Annotated in this window: 10 protein-coding genes; 9 read left to right on the top strand and 1 reads right to left on the bottom strand. The window is 54.0% G+C overall.

Annotated features, from left to right (window positions below; all coding sequences use genetic code 11):
* The first annotated feature begins 15 nt into the window (after positions 1 to 15).
* From secD to ADG72_RS06740, 8 genes are all read left to right on the top strand, one after another.
* Positions 16 to 1,965: a protein translocase subunit SecD gene (gene secD, locus ADG72_RS06775; protein ID WP_048713689.1), complete on the top strand. Its 1,950-nt coding sequence runs from the start codon at positions 16 to 18 to the stop codon at positions 1,963 to 1,965.
* Positions 1,962 to 3,029 carry a protein translocase subunit SecF gene (gene secF, locus ADG72_RS06770; protein WP_048713686.1) on the top strand — a complete coding sequence of 356 codons (1,068 nt, stop codon included), beginning with the start codon at positions 1,962 to 1,964 and terminating at the stop codon, positions 3,027 to 3,029. Before secD ends, secF begins: the two co-directional genes overlap by 4 nt.
* Complete coding sequence (locus ADG72_RS06765) at positions 3,029 to 3,571, top strand: adenine phosphoribosyltransferase (protein WP_048713684.1); 543 nt, start codon at positions 3,029 to 3,031, stop codon at positions 3,569 to 3,571. The genes secF and ADG72_RS06765 overlap by 1 nt, the downstream gene beginning before the upstream one ends.
* A gap of 42 nt (positions 3,572 to 3,613) precedes the next feature.
* Positions 3,614 to 5,920 carry a RelA/SpoT family protein gene (locus tag ADG72_RS06760; RefSeq protein ID WP_048713682.1) on the top strand — a complete coding sequence of 769 codons (2,307 nt, stop codon included), beginning with the start codon at positions 3,614 to 3,616 and terminating at the stop codon, positions 5,918 to 5,920.
* A 165-nt stretch (positions 5,921 to 6,085) separates the two neighbouring features.
* A complete protein-coding gene (locus tag ADG72_RS06755) occupies positions 6,086 to 7,399 on the top strand; it encodes a DUF349 domain-containing protein (protein WP_048713679.1) in 1,314 nt (437 codons plus the stop codon).
* 8 nt (positions 7,400 to 7,407) lie between these two features.
* Positions 7,408 to 8,139, top strand: coding sequence for an MBL fold metallo-hydrolase (locus ADG72_RS06750; protein WP_192831733.1), 732 nt, complete (start codon positions 7,408 to 7,410; stop codon positions 8,137 to 8,139).
* A gap of 64 nt (positions 8,140 to 8,203) precedes the next feature.
* Positions 8,204 to 9,559 carry a histidine--tRNA ligase gene (gene hisS / locus ADG72_RS06745; protein ID WP_048713673.1) on the top strand — a complete coding sequence of 452 codons (1,356 nt, stop codon included), beginning with the start codon at positions 8,204 to 8,206 and terminating at the stop codon, positions 9,557 to 9,559.
* A gap of 189 nt (positions 9,560 to 9,748) precedes the next feature.
* Positions 9,749 to 11,737 carry a DEAD/DEAH box helicase gene (locus tag ADG72_RS06740; RefSeq protein WP_048713669.1) on the top strand — a complete coding sequence of 663 codons (1,989 nt, stop codon included), beginning with the start codon at positions 9,749 to 9,751 and terminating at the stop codon, positions 11,735 to 11,737.
* 12 nt (positions 11,738 to 11,749) lie between these two features.
* Here the strand turns inward: ADG72_RS06740 and ADG72_RS06735 are convergent, their stop codons facing one another.
* Positions 11,750 to 13,132, bottom strand: coding sequence for an MFS transporter (locus ADG72_RS06735; RefSeq protein WP_048713668.1), 1,383 nt, complete (start codon positions 13,130 to 13,132; stop codon positions 11,750 to 11,752).
* 208 nt (positions 13,133 to 13,340) lie between these two features.
* Here ADG72_RS06735 and aspS point away from each other — a divergent pair, with 208 nt between their 5' ends.
* On the top strand, positions 13,341 to 15,149 hold the full coding sequence (gene aspS / locus ADG72_RS06730) for an aspartate--tRNA ligase (RefSeq protein ID WP_192831730.1): 1,809 nt from the start codon (positions 13,341 to 13,343) through the stop codon (positions 15,147 to 15,149).
* Positions 15,150 to 15,239 lie beyond the last annotated feature (90 nt).

The raw sequence follows: 15,239 nt of genomic DNA, 5'->3' as shown, positions 1-15,239 counted from the left end.
TAAAGGTAGACCATCGTGACAACTCAAAAGCGCCATCCTTGGCGCGCTCTATTTACTCTAATCTTTATTTTTGTTCTTGGTACGGCATCTCTTGTTGTCGGAAAACTGACTAATAAAGGTGCTTCATATATTCCCTCGCTTGCGTTGGACTTGCAGGGTGGTACGCAGTTGATCCTGACTCCGGTTGCTTCTGGAGGGGTGGATCGCGAGGTTACTGAGAACGACATTACCGAGGCGATCAATATCATTCGTCAGCGTATCGACGCCTCAGGTGTGTCCGAGTCCGAGATCTCTTCCCTGGGTTCCTCGAATATCTCGGTGTCGATTCCAGGTACTCCTTCGCAGGAAACTCTGAACCTGATCCGCTCGTCCTCTCAGATGAATTTCCGTCCGGTTCTAGCAATGCTTCCCGCCACTCAGCCGCAAAGTAACCCGACCCCGAGCGCGACCGATTCTAGTAACCAGACGCAGGTGAACAATCCTGAGGCCTCGGCAAGCTCAACGCCCTCAGCGTCCGAGTCTGCCGCGCCTAGCGAATCTGCATCTCCCTCGGCCTCGGCAAGCCCCTCAACTGTCAGCACCGCGCTAAGCCCTGAGCGAGCAAAAGAACTGGCCGATCGGAATAAGGATGGTCAGCTCTCGGATACTCCCACTGAGCAGCCTGAGAACAACTCAGACCTGAAGTGGGCGACGGAGCAAGCGCTCTTCGATCTGTACACCCTTGATTGCACGACCGGCCGCGGCGGTCGCACTGAAGCCCCTGCTGATAAGCCCTATGCTGCATGTGATTCAAACGGACAGATTAAGTATCTGCTCGGTCCCGTTGATGTTTCAGGTTCGGAGCTCTCCAAAGCCACTGCCGGAATGGTCATGAACTCTCAGGGACACTCCACTGGTGAGTGGGGAGTTGATCTCACTTTCAACGCTGAGGGAACCAAGCAGTTCGCCGAGGCTTCAAAGCGTCTTTACGATCTGCGTAATGACACTCAGAGCGGGAAGAACTACGGCAAGCCGGATCGGAACCACTTCGCCGTTGTTTTGGACGGCCAAGTGATTACCGCGCCGTCGATGAATGCTGAAATTCCCACGGGTACTGCACAGATTACCGGTAGCTTCACTGCAAAGAGTGCCGCTGCTCTTGCTAACCAGCTGAGCTTTGGTTCGCTCCCGTTGAACTTCGAAGTCCAATCTGAGCAGCAGATTTCGGCAACCCTTGGCTCCGAGCACTTGGAGAAGGGCCTGTGGGCAGGCTTGATTGGTCTGGTTCTTGTTGTCCTTTACATGATTTGGCAGTACCGAGGCCTGGCAATCATCTCCGCTGGCTCGCTTGTTGTCGCGGGGTGCTTGACCTACCTGGTAATCACGGTCTTGTCATGGGCAGTTGGATACCGTCTGTCGCTTGCGGGTATTGCCGGTTTGATCGTTTCAGTCGGTGTTACAGCAGACTCCTTCATCGTCTATTTCGAGCGTATTCGAGATGAAGTGCGTGATGGCCGTCCGCTGAGTGCCGCCGTTGATGAAGGTTGGGATCGTGCAAAGCGAACCATTTTGGTTTCGGATGCGGTCAACCTCGTTGCTGCAGTGGTTCTTTACATCTTGGCTGTTGGCGGCGTTCAGGGCTTCGCATTCACCCTTGGCGTGACAACAGTTGTCGATCTGATCGTGATCTTCCTCTTCACACACCCGATGATGGAGTTGCTCATCCGTACCGAGTTCTTCGGTGGAGGACATAAGCTCTCCGGACTTGATCCCGAGCACCTCGGTGCCCGTTCGGCGGTTACCTATGCCGGCCGAGGCCGCGTGGTAGTTTCGGGTGCAGGTTCCGCTAGCGGCACTTCCGAGACCAATGCTGAAGGCCAGCCGCTCTCTCTGGCAGAACGTAAGCGTGCAGCACGTTTGGCTGAACAGGGGAGTCAAGATGCCGAGGACAACACTTCTTCCGAGCAGGCAGGAGAAGAGCAATGATGAGTTATGCCCAGTGGGGTAATGCCCTTTATTCGGGTGAGAAGTCCTATCGGATTGTCCCGAAGCGTCGAATTTTTGTTCGAGCAGCCCTAGCTGTGATCGCTATTTGTGCGATTCTCATTGGAATTTTTGGTCTTAATCGGTCATTCGAATTCACCGGTGGTTCGCAATTCACTTTGACGGGTCTTTCTGAGACTTCTCAGCAGCCGGCATACGATGCGATCCAGAAGGGAAACCTTGCGTCTGAAGTACGCGTTTCTTCTGTTGGCGTTGATGGTATCCGAGTTCAGACCGAATCTCTGGATTCACAAAAGACACTCGAGGTTCGCGAAGCTCTTGCAAGCGCCTACAAGGTCGATGCGAAGGATGTTCAGTCTGCATCTATCGGTCCTTCCTGGGGACGCGATGTTACTGCTAAAGCTGCGCAATCGCTTGTGATCTTCTTGACGCTTGTCGCAGTGCTAATGGCTGCATACTTCAGATCCTGGACGATGTCCGTTGCTGCGATTTTCGCGCTCTTCCACGATATTGCGACGACCCTTGGTTTCTTCGCAGTTACTCGTGTCGAGGTCTCGCCAGCAACAGTTATCGGCTTCCTGACGATTTTGGGTTATTCGCTCTATGACACCGTCGTGGTGTTCGATAAGGTTCGAGAACTCACGAAGGGTATTAACGACCAGAATCGCTACACCTTCGGCGACATGGTCAACCTTGCTGTGAACCAGACAATGGTGCGTTCGCTCAATACCTCAATCGTGGCTCTGCTTCCGGTTGGCTCAATTCTTGTCATCGGTTCGATTCTTCTGGGCGCAGGCACATTGACCGACATTTCTCTTGCTCTGTTCGTCGGTATGATCGTCGGAACATATTCCTCGATCTTCATTGCTTCGCCGTTGTTGGTTATGCTGGAAGAACGCCGTTCGTCAACCAAAGAACACGATGCTTTGGTCGCGAAGCGACGCGAACGCGAAGGTCATACCGGTGACGATGTACGTGTGGCACCGGTCCAGCCTGGTCGTCGCCTTGGAAATGAAGCCCAACCTAAGAGGAAGAAGGCCCGCTGATGAGCGCAGAGCTCGGAGCAGAAGTTAGCGAACTTGTCCGCACCCATCTCCGCGAAGTACAAGACTTCCCTGAGGAAGGCGTACTTTTCCGCGATATCACGCCTCTTTTGGCGGATGGCAACGCATTCGCGGAATTGATTCGCTTGCTGGCTGACCACTACCGTGGACGTATCGATGCGGTTGCAGGCCTGGAATCTCGCGGTTTTATCCTTGCAGCACCTTTGGCGACTGCGCTCGGCATTGGAATGATTACTGTGCGTAAGGGAGGGAAGCTTCCCGGTCCGGTAATCGGCATCGATTACGAGCTTGAATACGGTAAGGCTCGGATGGAGCTTAATCCAGGCCTCGTTGAAGAAGGCGCGCGTGTCTTAGTTGTTGATGACGTCTTGGCTACAGGCGGAACGGCAGCTGCTTCTGTCAGGCTTCTCGAGCAGTGTGGTGCGAAGGTAGAAGCCGTCGCAATTCTTTTGGAGCTTGAAGCTCTTGGAGGACGTTCCAAGCTTGAACCTCAGGTTAAGGTTGAAACTGCTGTCGTTTTCTAATTTGCGACTTTCATTCACACTGATCGCTTGTATCATTGAGGAATGAGTGAGCAAAATGACAACGTGACCCGGCCACCTGCGGCCGGGTCACGCGTGCGTTCAGGCCTGGTGTGGTTCGGTGCTCGTTCGAAGATGACGACGCCAGAGATCGAGCCTTTGGTTCGTGCCCTTCGCGCCAACCATCCCAAAGCGGATGTTTCTCTCATTGAGCGTGCCTATGCGACGGCTGAGAAGGCACATCGCGGCCAGATGCGTAAGAGCGGCGAACCGTACATCACTCACCCCGTTGCAGTTGCGACAATCTTGGCTGAAGTTGGAATGACTTCACCTACGCTCGCTGCAGCTCTTCTTCACGATACGGTTGAAGATACCGACTACAGTCTTGAGCAGCTCACTGCTGATTTTGGCCCGGCTATTGCTCAGTTGGTCGATGGGGTCACCAAACTCGATAAGATTCGTTACGGCGAACGCGCGCAGTCCGAAACTCTGCGCAAGATGATTATCGCGATGAGTCGCGATATTCGAGTGCTCCTCATTAAACTTGCCGATCGTCTTCACAACGCTCGTACTTGGCGTTTTGTCCCTGTCGAATCAGCGAAGAAGAAGGCGCGGGAAACTCTTGAGATCTACGCGCCCCTAGCGCACCGCCTCGGGATGAATATGATCAAATGGGAACTGGAAGAGCGTTCTTTCAAGATCCTTTATCCCGAAATTTATGAAGAGATTGATCATCTGGTTGCGGAACGAGCACCTGAGCGTGATCTTTACTTACGCGAAGTGATTTCTCAGATCGAAGAAGATTTGCGACGTTCAGGTACACAGGGAACGGTGACCGGGCGTCCTAAGAATCACTATTCGATTTATCAGAAGATGATCGTCCGCAATAAAGCATTTGACGAGATCTTTGATCTTGTCGCAGTGCGCGTGTTGGTCGAAACCGTACGTGACTGCTACGCGGTTCTAGGGGCTCTCCACGGAAGATGGAATCCAATTCCGGGGCGCTTCAAGGACTACATTGCGATGCCGAAGTTCAACTTCTATCAGTCGCTGCACACAACGGTGATCGGCCCGGGTGGCAAACCAGTTGAAATTCAGATTCGCACCTATGAGATGCACGAACATGCAGAACATGGCGTCGCGGCACACTGGAAATACAAGCAGAATCCAAATGCTAACTCGTTGGAGTCTGACCGGATGAGCGCCGATGAACAGATGAACTGGTTGCGTGCACTGGTTGATATGGAACGCGAAACCGGGGACCCTGAAGAATTCCTTGATTCGCTTCGATATGAGATTTCTGGCGACGAAGTCTATGTCTTCACGCCTAAGGGAGAAGTGGTTGTACTTCCGCGCGGGGCAACTCCCGTAGACTTTGCATACTCAGTGCACACTGAGGTGGGAAATCGGACTGTAGGTGCGAAGGTCAACGGCCGCCTCGTTCCGCTTAATACTCGACTGGAGTCCGGGCAAACCGTTGAAGTTGTCACTTCAAAGTCGGATAAAGCTGCTCCTTCGCGCGACTGGCTTGCTTTTGTTGCTTCACCGCGTGCTCGGTCAAAGATCAAAGCATGGTTTTCTCGTGAACGAAAAGAAGAAGCAGTAGAGGCAGGTAAGGAAAGTATTGCGCGCGCAATGCGCAAACAAAACTTGCCTTTGCAGCGTCTGATGAACCATGATTCTGTTCTTTCAGTCGCGACATCGCTGGGGTACCCAGATATTTCGGGTCTGTACGCAGCCGTTGGTGATGGCCATATTTCTGCGCAGAATATTGTCTCGAAGCTTGTTGAAAATCTCGGTGGTGGAGATGGCACTGAAGAAACCCTCTCCGAGGCAGTTACTCCAGGAGGACATCTCCATTCGGCCCCTGAGCTCAGCGCGAAGGGACAAGGCGTGAGCGTTGATGGGATGAATGCTAATGACGTGTGGGTGAAACTTGCGCGGTGCTGCACACCAGTTCCCGGTGATGACATCGTCGGTTTTATTACCCGCGGTCAAGGCGTTTCGGTCCACCAGCGCTCGTGCCCTAATGCTGTACGTCTGGAAGGTCTGCATCCGGAGCGTTTTGTACAGGTTTCGTGGAGTAGTGAGCATTCTCAAGCACAGTATCTCGTTCAAATTCAGACGAAAGCTCTGGACCGTCCCGGGTTGCTTGCAGATCTGACGAAAGTTATGACTGAATATCGAGTCAATATCGTCTCTGCGTCTACTGTTTCAACGCGAGACCAGGTGGCTACTGCGCGATTTAGCTTCCATTTGGCTGAAATGAGCCATTTGAATGCGGTCCTTGCCGCACTCCGGCGTGTGGATGGGGTCTTCGAGGCAGTGCGTGTTTCGACCTCCGCAAGTTAGCAACGCTGTCTCATTTTGAGGCAACCTTGTGAGACGTCAGCCTATTTTTTATGAGATTGGCGGTTTTTTCCTTTAGGATGGAGCATGTACCGCTGAAGGTATGCCTGTGTGGAAAATCCATGCATCGCGTCGGATGGGAAACTGTCCCAACCTCGAAGGAATATCGTGACTACTTCGCCTGAAACCCAGGCCGCTGAGCCTGAAGTCGCCGCTGCACGTACTGTCGAACCGGTCGCAACGACCGAGCTTTCGATCGATTTTGGTCGAATTGATTCCCAGGGAAATGTGTGGGTTCAAGACGGTGATACTGAGCGAATGATCGGATCCTTCCCTGAGGGACTTCCATCGGATCCTTTCGCGCTTTACACGCGTCGCTACGCGGACCTCGAAGCGACGATTAAGCTCTTTGAAGACCGCTTGGCAAGCCTTGGGCCGAAGGAGATTGACCAGACCCTTGCAACGCTTAAAGAAGCTGTTGACCAACCCAATGCTATTGGTGATCTCCCCGCACTGCGCGCACGTGTCCAAGCCGTAGAGGAGCGGGCTCAAGCTCGTAAGGAAGAAGCGAAGGAAGAACGTCGCCTCGCAAAGGAACACGCTCTGGAGGAGCGCACTGCTCTTGTTGAGCGTGCGGAGGCGATTCTTGCTAGAGAATCCAGCAAGATTCACTGGAAGCAATCGGGACAGGTACTTCGCGATCTGCTTGAAGAATGGAAGCAACTCCAGCGTCGTGGACCGCGCTTGGATAAGGCCGCAGAAGATGAACTGTGGAAGCGCTTCTCCGCGACCCGTACGCAATTTGATCGTCGTCGTCGGCAGTATTTCTCTGAGCTCGATGAACGACAAGGGCAGGCAAAGCGCGTTAAGGAAGAAATTATTGCTCGTGCAGAAGCTTTGAAGGACTCGACCAATTGGGGTGAAACCTCCAATGCCTTCCGTGAATTGATGGAGCAATGGAAGCGTGCGCCGCGTGCTTCTCGTCGTGAAGATGATGCGCTGTGGGCGCGATTCCGCGCTGCCCAGCAGGCCTTCTTCGATGCGCGTCACCGCAATGATCTTGCCGTTGACTCCGAGTACCAAGCGAATCTGAGCGCAAAAGAAGATCTGCTGAAGGAAGCAGAAGCACTTCTGCCGATTACTAACCAAGAAGAGGCCAAGGCTGCTCTGAGGTCGATTCAAGATCGTTGGGCTGAGATTGGTCGTGTTCCTTCAGAGCACTTCCGTAAGATCGAAGCCCGGCTTCGTGCAGTTGAAGATGAGCTTCGTAAGGCCGAAGAAGCTGAATGGCGCCGTACGAACCCCGAGACTCGTGCTCGTGCCACGGGAATGCTTGGTCAGCTTGAAGAACAGCTCGATCAGTTGCGCGCTGACCTTGAAGAAGCAAAAGCCTCGGGTAATGAGGCGAAGGTTCGCGAGCTGACGCAGGCACTGGAAACGAAGCAGGCTTGGTTCGATCAGATTTCCTCATCACTGTCGTGAATGAGAACATTCGAATCCACGTTATCCCCACCCCCTTCTATGGCGCGAATTGCTGTGTGATTACGCCGCAGTCTCAGGGAGACGGACAAGTGGGAGCGCTTGTTGTCGACCCTTCTTTTGGCGTGCGTGAAGAAATTCGTCGGGCGCTCGAGGAAGACGGAGCATACGTTGGCGCCGTTTTAGCGACGCATGGTCATGCTGACCATGTCTGGGATTGTGCTGAGGTTGCGTCGTGGGCGCCGGAGGGGCCTGCACCCGTCTGGATCCCAGGACCCGACGCATACCGCCTCGACGATCCAGCATCCTACGTATCGCTCCCACTTCCGGAAGAAGTGAGTGAAGGATGGCGCAAGCCCTCAGTGATCAAAGAATGCCCGGTCGACTCCTTTGAGTACGTTCCTGGACTTGTTCTCAGGATGGTTCCTGCTCCCGGACATACTGAAGGCTCGGCGCTTTTCTTGGGAGCCTCGGTACTCACTGTCTATTGGAACGGCGTGCGCGCTCTAGACACTGGGGTTGTTGTTCCCTGGGCGCTCAGTGGTGACGTTATTTTTGCCGGTTCTGTGGGACGAACTGATATGCCCGGCGGTGATGAGACCCAGATGCGGCATACTTTGCGAACCCTTGCAAATGTGATTGATCCACAGACAATTCTTTTCCCCGGGCACTCTGTAGCGACGACGATGGGTGATGAACTGGCGAATAATGCCTATCTACGTCGCGCGAAGAGCATCGGTTAATTTCGCTCTCGTCTACCCGCGGCTCGGGCCGACAGCTGAGCTCCTCCGTGAAAGAATAGGGATTATGGCACGTACTTCACTTTCAGGATTTCCCGAGTGGCTCCCACAGGGCCGCATCGTTGAACAAGCGATTCTTGATCACATCCGTTCTGTATTTGAGCTCCATGGATTTGCGGGTATCGAAACTCGAGCGGTTGAAACACTTGAACAGCTTCAATCCAAGGGCGAAACCTCGAAAGAGATCTATGTTCTGGATCGCTTGCAGGCACTGAAAGATGAGGGACAGCGCTCTTCCAAAGAACGCCAGATGGGACTTCACTTTGATTTAACCGTGCCCTTCGCAAGATACGTCATTGAGAACGCAAACGAGCTCGATTTTCCGTTTAAGCGTTATCAGATTCAAAAGGTCTGGCGTGGTGAACGCCCACAGGACGGTCGCTTCCGCGAGTTCACTCAGGCTGATATCGATGTCGTCGGCTTGGGGGAGTTGCCGTTCCACTACGAAGTCGATCTGCCCTTGGTGATGGCTGAGGCTTTGATGTCTTTGCCGATCCCTCCCGTTCACGTCTTGGTCAATAACCGCAAGGTTGTCCAGGGAATTTGTGAGGGGCTCGGTGTCGATGATGTTGAGTCCGCACTCCGCGGCCTCGATAAACTTGACAAAATTGGGCCTGAAGGCGTGGCTGAAGAGCTTGCCGAGGCCGGGCTTGAGCAGCCGCAAATCGACGTACTCTTGCGTATGGCACAGATCCGTACCGAGGATTCAAAGCATCTGCGCTCAGAGGTTAACGCACTTGGCGTATCGAGTGAAACACTCACCCAGGGCTTGGATGAACTGTGTGCATTGGTTGAGCAAGCCGGTGCTGCGATGCCCGGTGTTGTTCTGGCTGACCTAAAGATCGCGCGTGGACTGGATTACTACACGGGTTCCGTTTACGAGAGCGAAATCGTTGGTCACGAGGACCTGGGGTCGATCTGTTCTGGTGGACGTTACGATTCTCTTGCCAAAGACGGAAAGCGAAGCTATCCCGGTGTTGGCCTCTCTATCGGTGTTTCTCGCTTGGTGTCACGGATCCTTTCGCAGGATATGGTGACAGCTTCTCGTAAGGTGCCTACATGCGTTGTTATTGCAGTTGCGGACGAGGAACAACGCCAACACTGCAACGCTCTTGCGACGATCTTGCGCAAGCGCGGAATTCCCACCGATGTTGCCCCCAGCGCGGCGAAGTTTGGCAAACAGATTAAGTTTGCTGACAAGCGCGGGATTCCCTTCGTGTGGTTCCCAGGAAGCGAAGGCGAAGCGGATACCGTTAAAGACATACGTTCAGGTGAGCAGGTGCAAGCTGATATCTATAGTTGGCAGCCTCCGGTAGAGGATCTTCATCCCTCGATCGTTCCTACGCAAGCCTCGAACGACTAAGCTTCAGGTGCCTTCGGTGTGCGATCTCACCGAAGGCACTACTGTTTCTAGAGCATTGACCTGATAGCCTTGCTAGGCAACGAGGCGCTACCCAATGGTGGTCGAGCATAGCCTCGGCGGTGAAAACGGTGTGGGGTCGCGCTTCATCCGTGAAGTCGACCCTGAGCGACGCTAATTGTAAGGAATACTGTGTCCACTGCACCTGAAAACACTACCGAGACTACTTTCGCAGATCTTGGACTGCCTGATGATCTCCTCAAAGCCATTACTCACATGGGCTATGAGGTTCCAACTCCTATCCAGGCTGAGGCAATCCCTGCGCTTCTCGACTTCCATGACGTCGTTGGAATTGCTCAGACAGGAACGGGAAAGACCGCTGCATTTGGTCTGCCGCTCTTAGCTTTGATTGATTCAGATCAACGGCATGTACAGGCACTTGTTCTCGCGCCTACGCGCGAATTGGCAATGCAGTCCGCTCAGGCGATTTCTGATTTTGCCGCGCAGAGCCGTGATATCGACGTCGTGCCCGTCTATGGGGGCTCTGCTTACGGTCCTCAGATCGGCGCGCTTAAGCGCGGTGCGCAGGTCGTTGTCGGTACTCCCGGCCGCGTGATCGACCTTATTGAGAAAGGTGCGTTGGATCTCAGCAACGTCGTTATGTTGGTGCTTGATGAAGCAGATGAAATGCTTCGCATGGGCTTCGCAGAAGACGTTGAGACTATTACCTCCTCAGTTCCTGATGATCGTTTGACGGCCCTCTTTTCTGCAACAATGCCAGCCGCAATTGAAAAAATTGCGCAAACGCATTTGAAAGATCCTCTGAAGATTGCTGTTTCTGAAGAGTCTTCAACTGTTGATACGATTCACCAAACCTATGCTGTTGTTCCTTACAAGCACAAGATTGGTGCGCTTTCGCGCGTTCTTGCTACTCGAGCGCAACATCAGAGCACGCAAGAATCTGATGCTGCAATTGTCTTTGTCCGCACGCGTCTGGATGTTGAGGAGATTGCTCTTGAACTGAACTCGCGGGGGTTTAAGGCCGCAGGTATTTCGGGTGATGTTGCGCAGACCGAACGCGAACGCATGGTGGAGCGTCTAAAGAACGGCTCCCTCGACGTTCTGGTTGCAACCGATGTTGCAGCTCGAGGCCTCGATGTTGAACGAATTGGATTGGTCGTCAACTTCGACGTTCCCCGTGAAGCAGAAGCTTATGTACACCGAATTGGACGTACTGGGCGCGCCGGGCGTGAAGGGCGCTCGTTAACCTTCTTCACGCCTCGGGAACATGGCCGACTTCGCAAGATCGAGAAGCTTACCGGTACCCCCATGGAAGAGGTTGAGATTCCTTCACCCGCTGCTGTCTCACAGTTCAGAGCCAGCAGAATCTTGGATGCCATTGGCGCGCGTATTGAACGTGGACGACTTGATCTTTACCGGCAGCTTCTTGATGAGGTCCATGACACTACCTCATTGGATATTGAGGATATTGCGGCTGCACTTCTTGCCCAGGCAGTGGGGGATGAAGGACCCGCTGCGCGCATCAGCGAGGATCGTCGCGGTAATGGAAAGATTCGTCGCGAGGAAGAACTTGACGAATCGGGCGAATTTGCACGCGCTCACTTTGAGGGAGGCCGCGACAACGACCACCCACTCAAGGCGCGTAAACAGGGTTCTTCACCTCGGCACACAGTCGGGACTGGTACGCGCTACCGCATCGAAGTAGGGAAGAAGGACCGCGTCAAGCCCGGTGCGATCGTCGGAGCAATCACCGGTGAAGGCGGTATTGCCGGTGCAGATATCGGTCATATTGATATCTACCCGACCTTCTCTCTAGTCGAAATTCATACAGACCTTCGTCCGGATGCCATGGCTCGGATCTCAAAGGCGCATGTTTCAGGTCGCGCACTGAGAATCCGCGTTGATGAGGGACCCGATGGGAAGGCTCATTCCCCGAAGAAGGCTTCGCTTTCACGAAAAGATTCCCGGGATTTAGCTAAGTCCCGCATGGACCGCGGACGTGGGCACCGTTTAGGCCATGGAGATGATCATCGCCGTGATGATCGCCGAGGCGGTCGCGAGTTCGGCGAAAAATCCTCGTTTAGGGGTGGGAGAGCTACGCAACCTCAGCGGAAATCGGCCTCGAAGAAGTTGGGGAAGGGACGTCGTTTCGGACGCTGAGCGACAACTACATTACTGAGCAGACGCGCGGGGGAGAAGATCTTCCTCGCGCGTTCTCATTGCCGCGAATACACCGACGACAGCGACTCCGAGGGCGACTAAGGTTGCGGGGAGGTAAGCAATGGCACCCGTGAATCCGAGAGCACTCCAGAGAGCCAGCGCAAGAGAGACGAAAGCAAGCTCTACGGCTGCACCGGCCGAGTCCGCAACCTGAAGCCAAGAGGAGGCTCGTCCATGCATTGAGGGATCGGTTGCCCCAAGCGTGAGATCTGAGATCGTAGAGTGCGTGAGGCCAATGCCAAGTCCAGCAAGGAGCCAGGCGATAAAGATTGGCCAGTGAGGGGCGGATGTCTGGAGAAGCATTGTTAGTGGAGCCAGGCCAATGACAACAAAGACCATTCCGATTCGTGGGAGCCTAAGTCGGCTCTTGCCCACGTGGATATGGGACTGGATCACCGAGCCGGCAGCCCAGGATAGGGCGCTTGCAGTAACGACGAGGGAGGCTGAACTTGGAGTCCAGCCCTGAACACGTTGAAGAAGTAAAGGCAATACAACTTCTGCGCCTGTTACCGCTCCCATCATGAGTAAACGAGTTATGACAAGTGCTGGGATGCCACGCTTGAGAGTAAAAGAGCCAGGAGGGAGCAGACGCGGAAGCGTTATTGCGGAGAGCGTAAGACCTGCAGAGCCCACAAGCACCATTGCCCAGACCGAAGTAAAAGTACCCGAAATCTGTAGAAGGAAAACACCGATTCCGCTGCCTAGCGCCAGTCGTACAAAGCGCGAAGAAGGTAGAACTCCTTGAGATGGGATCGAGAATTTTTTAAGAACCGAATGAAGGGGAATCGCGCCGAATACTGCGAGGAGGGGAGCTAAACCAAAAACCACCCGCCATCCAATATATGTCACGATCAGTCCAGCAAGGGTGGGTCCTACGAGCGAAGGGAAGACCCAAGATAGGGAAAAAGCTGCAAAGTAGCGTGGACGGTGTAGGGGAGTGGCGATTGCTCCGATAAGAACGTAGAGCGGGACAATGATGAATCCTCCACCCAGGCCCTGGATGAGCCGACCGAGAACGAATACTGCGATATGGGGAGCGAGAGCGCTTACTAATAGTCCTACGCAGAAAAGCCCTAATCCCCAGGCAAATACCTTTTTGACGCCCAACGCATCGCTGAGACCTCCTGCTAGGACATTTGCAATCAAATTTGTAATCAGAGCAGCACCCGAAGAAACTGCGAACCAAGAGTCTGCATGGAAAGAGGCAACGACGTTCGGCATGATCGTGGTCGTTGCAAGCGATTCAAAAGCGGAAAGCGTAATCAAGATGACGGAGGAGAGCATGAGTCCCTTTTCCGCACTTGACCATGCCTGAGCTCGGGGACTTGGGGACATGGCATTATCCTTGCACATTTCACCTGAGACTTTGGCCAGCGTCTACAAAATGCGCGCCTCGATTGTTGGTACTGCAGATTATTGTTGAATGAAAACAAACGAATGAACTCAGGGTGTCGACTCCTTGATCGAGGAGTGGGGGAGCATTGGGGGTATTATGTCCGTGCCGCCGCTCGTCTCGCGGATGGTACCAACGAAAGGAAAACCAGTGCTTCGCACTCACAATATTGGAACGCTTGGCCTTGACCTTGTCGGCCAAACCGTCACCTTGACCGGATGGGTCGATCGACGTCGTGACCACGGTGGTGTTGCATTCATCGATCTCCGTGATGCTTCGGGAATTGCGCAGGTGGTCGTTCGAGATGAACGCGTTGCCCATGAATTGCGCAGCGAGTTCGTTTTGAAAGTGACCGGAGAGGTTTGCGCTCGTCCTGAAGGCAACGAGAACCCGAATCTCGCAACGGGTGCTATTGAAGTCATGGGCGACGATATTGAGATTCTCAATACTTCTGCGCCGCTTCCTTTCCAGGTGTCCTCCAACGCGGAAGACTCAGGCAACGTCGGTGAAGAAACGCGTTTGAAGTACCGTTACCTTGATCTGCGTCGTGAACCCGAGCAGTACGCGCTGCGCCTGCGTTCGAAGGTTTCGCGTGCTGCTCGCGATACTCTCTACGCTCACGATTTCGTGGAAATTGAAACCCCGACGCTGACACGTTCCACCCCTGAAGGTGCGCGTGACTTCATTGTCCCTGCACGTCTGTCACCCGGTTCTTGGTATGCGCTGCCGCAGTCCCCGCAGCTTTTCAAGCAGATGCTGATGGTTGCCGGAATGGAACGTTACTTCCAGATTGCACGCTGCTATCGTGATGAAGACTTCCGTGCAGATCGTCAGCCGGAGTTCACACAGCTTGATATTGAGATGAGCTTCGTCGATCAGGACGACGTCATTGCCGTTGCAGAAGAGATTTTGAAGAATGTCTGGGCCCTCATCGGTTACGATCTCCAGACCCCGATTCCTCGCATGACCTACAAGGATGCGATGGAGAAATACGGCTCTGACAAGCCTGATCTTCGTTTCGGATACCAGCTTGTTGATCTGACCGAGTACTTCAAGGACACGACTTTCCGAGTCTTCCAGGCACCCTATGTTGGTGCAGTCGTGATGCCCGGTGGTGGTTCTCAGCCTCGCCGCACCTTCGACAAGTGGCAGGAATGGGCCAAGGCGCGTGGGGCCAAGGGACTTGCTTACGTCACTCTTGATGAGGAAGGCACCCTTGGCGGTCCGGTTGCAAAGAACATCACTGAAGCTGAGCGCGCTGGCCTCGCCGAGGCCACTGGCGCCAAGCCTGGTGACTGCATTTTCTTCGCTGCTGGTAAGCCCACCGCCTCGCGCGAGCTGCTTGGCGCCGCCCGCCTCGAGATCGGTAAGCGCTGCAACCTGATCGATCCCGACGCGTGGGCGTTTACATGGGTTGTCGACGCTCCTCTTTTCAAGCCGACCGGAGATGCCGAGGCCGAAGGTGACGTTGCTCTTGGGCACAGCGCTTGGACTGCTGTCCACCACGCCTTCACCTCGCCAAAGCCTGAGTGGTTGGATACTTTCGATCAGGATCCCGGGAATGCTTTGGCCTACGCCTATGACATTGTCTGCAATGGTAATGAAATCGGCGGTGGCTCCATCCGTATTCACCGACGTGACGTCCAAAATCGCGTCTTCAAGGTCATGGGTATTGGCGAGGAAGAAGCCCAAACGCAGTTCGGATTCCTCCTTGATGCCTTCAAGTTCGGAGCTCCTCCGCACGGCGGCATCGCCTTCGGATGGGACCGAATTGTTTCGCTGCTCACCAAGTCTGAATCAATTCGCGACGTCATCGCCTTCCCGAAGTCGGGTGGCGGATACGATCCGCTGACCGATGCTCCTGCACCCATTACTCCTGCACAGCGCAAGGAGGCTGGCGTGGATGCGAAGCCGAAGAAGCGCGGCGAAGAGGACTTAGAGACTAGCTCTGAAAAGTAAACGTCTTTTCGGCTAATTTCTAGCAAATTTCCGGGGTGGTTGATGCGCATCAACCACCCCGGAAATTATTGCTCAGTGAATAGGCAGATC

It is taken from the genome of Trueperella pyogenes (genome assembly GCF_001070855.1).
GTDB lineage: Bacteria > Actinomycetota > Actinomycetes > Actinomycetales > Actinomycetaceae > Pauljensenia > Pauljensenia pyogenes_A.
Note: the sequence above shows the minus strand (reverse complement) of the source record. Positions and strands in the feature narration are given on the sequence as shown.

Bases quoted from the DNA above. Each gene is read 5' to 3' on its own strand.
- secF (WP_048713686.1), top strand. From the start codon at position 1,962: ATGATGAGTTATGCCCAGTGGGGTAATGCCCTTTATTCGGGTGAGAAG.
- ADG72_RS06765 (WP_048713684.1), top strand. From the start codon at position 3,029: ATGAGCGCAGAGCTCGGAGCAGAAGTTAGCGAACTTGTCCGCACCCAT.
- ADG72_RS06760 (WP_048713682.1), top strand. From the start codon at position 3,614: ATGAGTGAGCAAAATGACAACGTGACCCGGCCACCTGCGGCCGGGTCA.
- hisS (WP_048713673.1), top strand. From the start codon at position 8,204: ATGGCACGTACTTCACTTTCAGGATTTCCCGAGTGGCTCCCACAGGGC.
- ADG72_RS06735 (WP_048713668.1), bottom strand. From the start codon at position 13,132: ATGTCCCCAAGTCCCCGAGCTCAGGCATGGTCAAGTGCGGAAAAGGGA.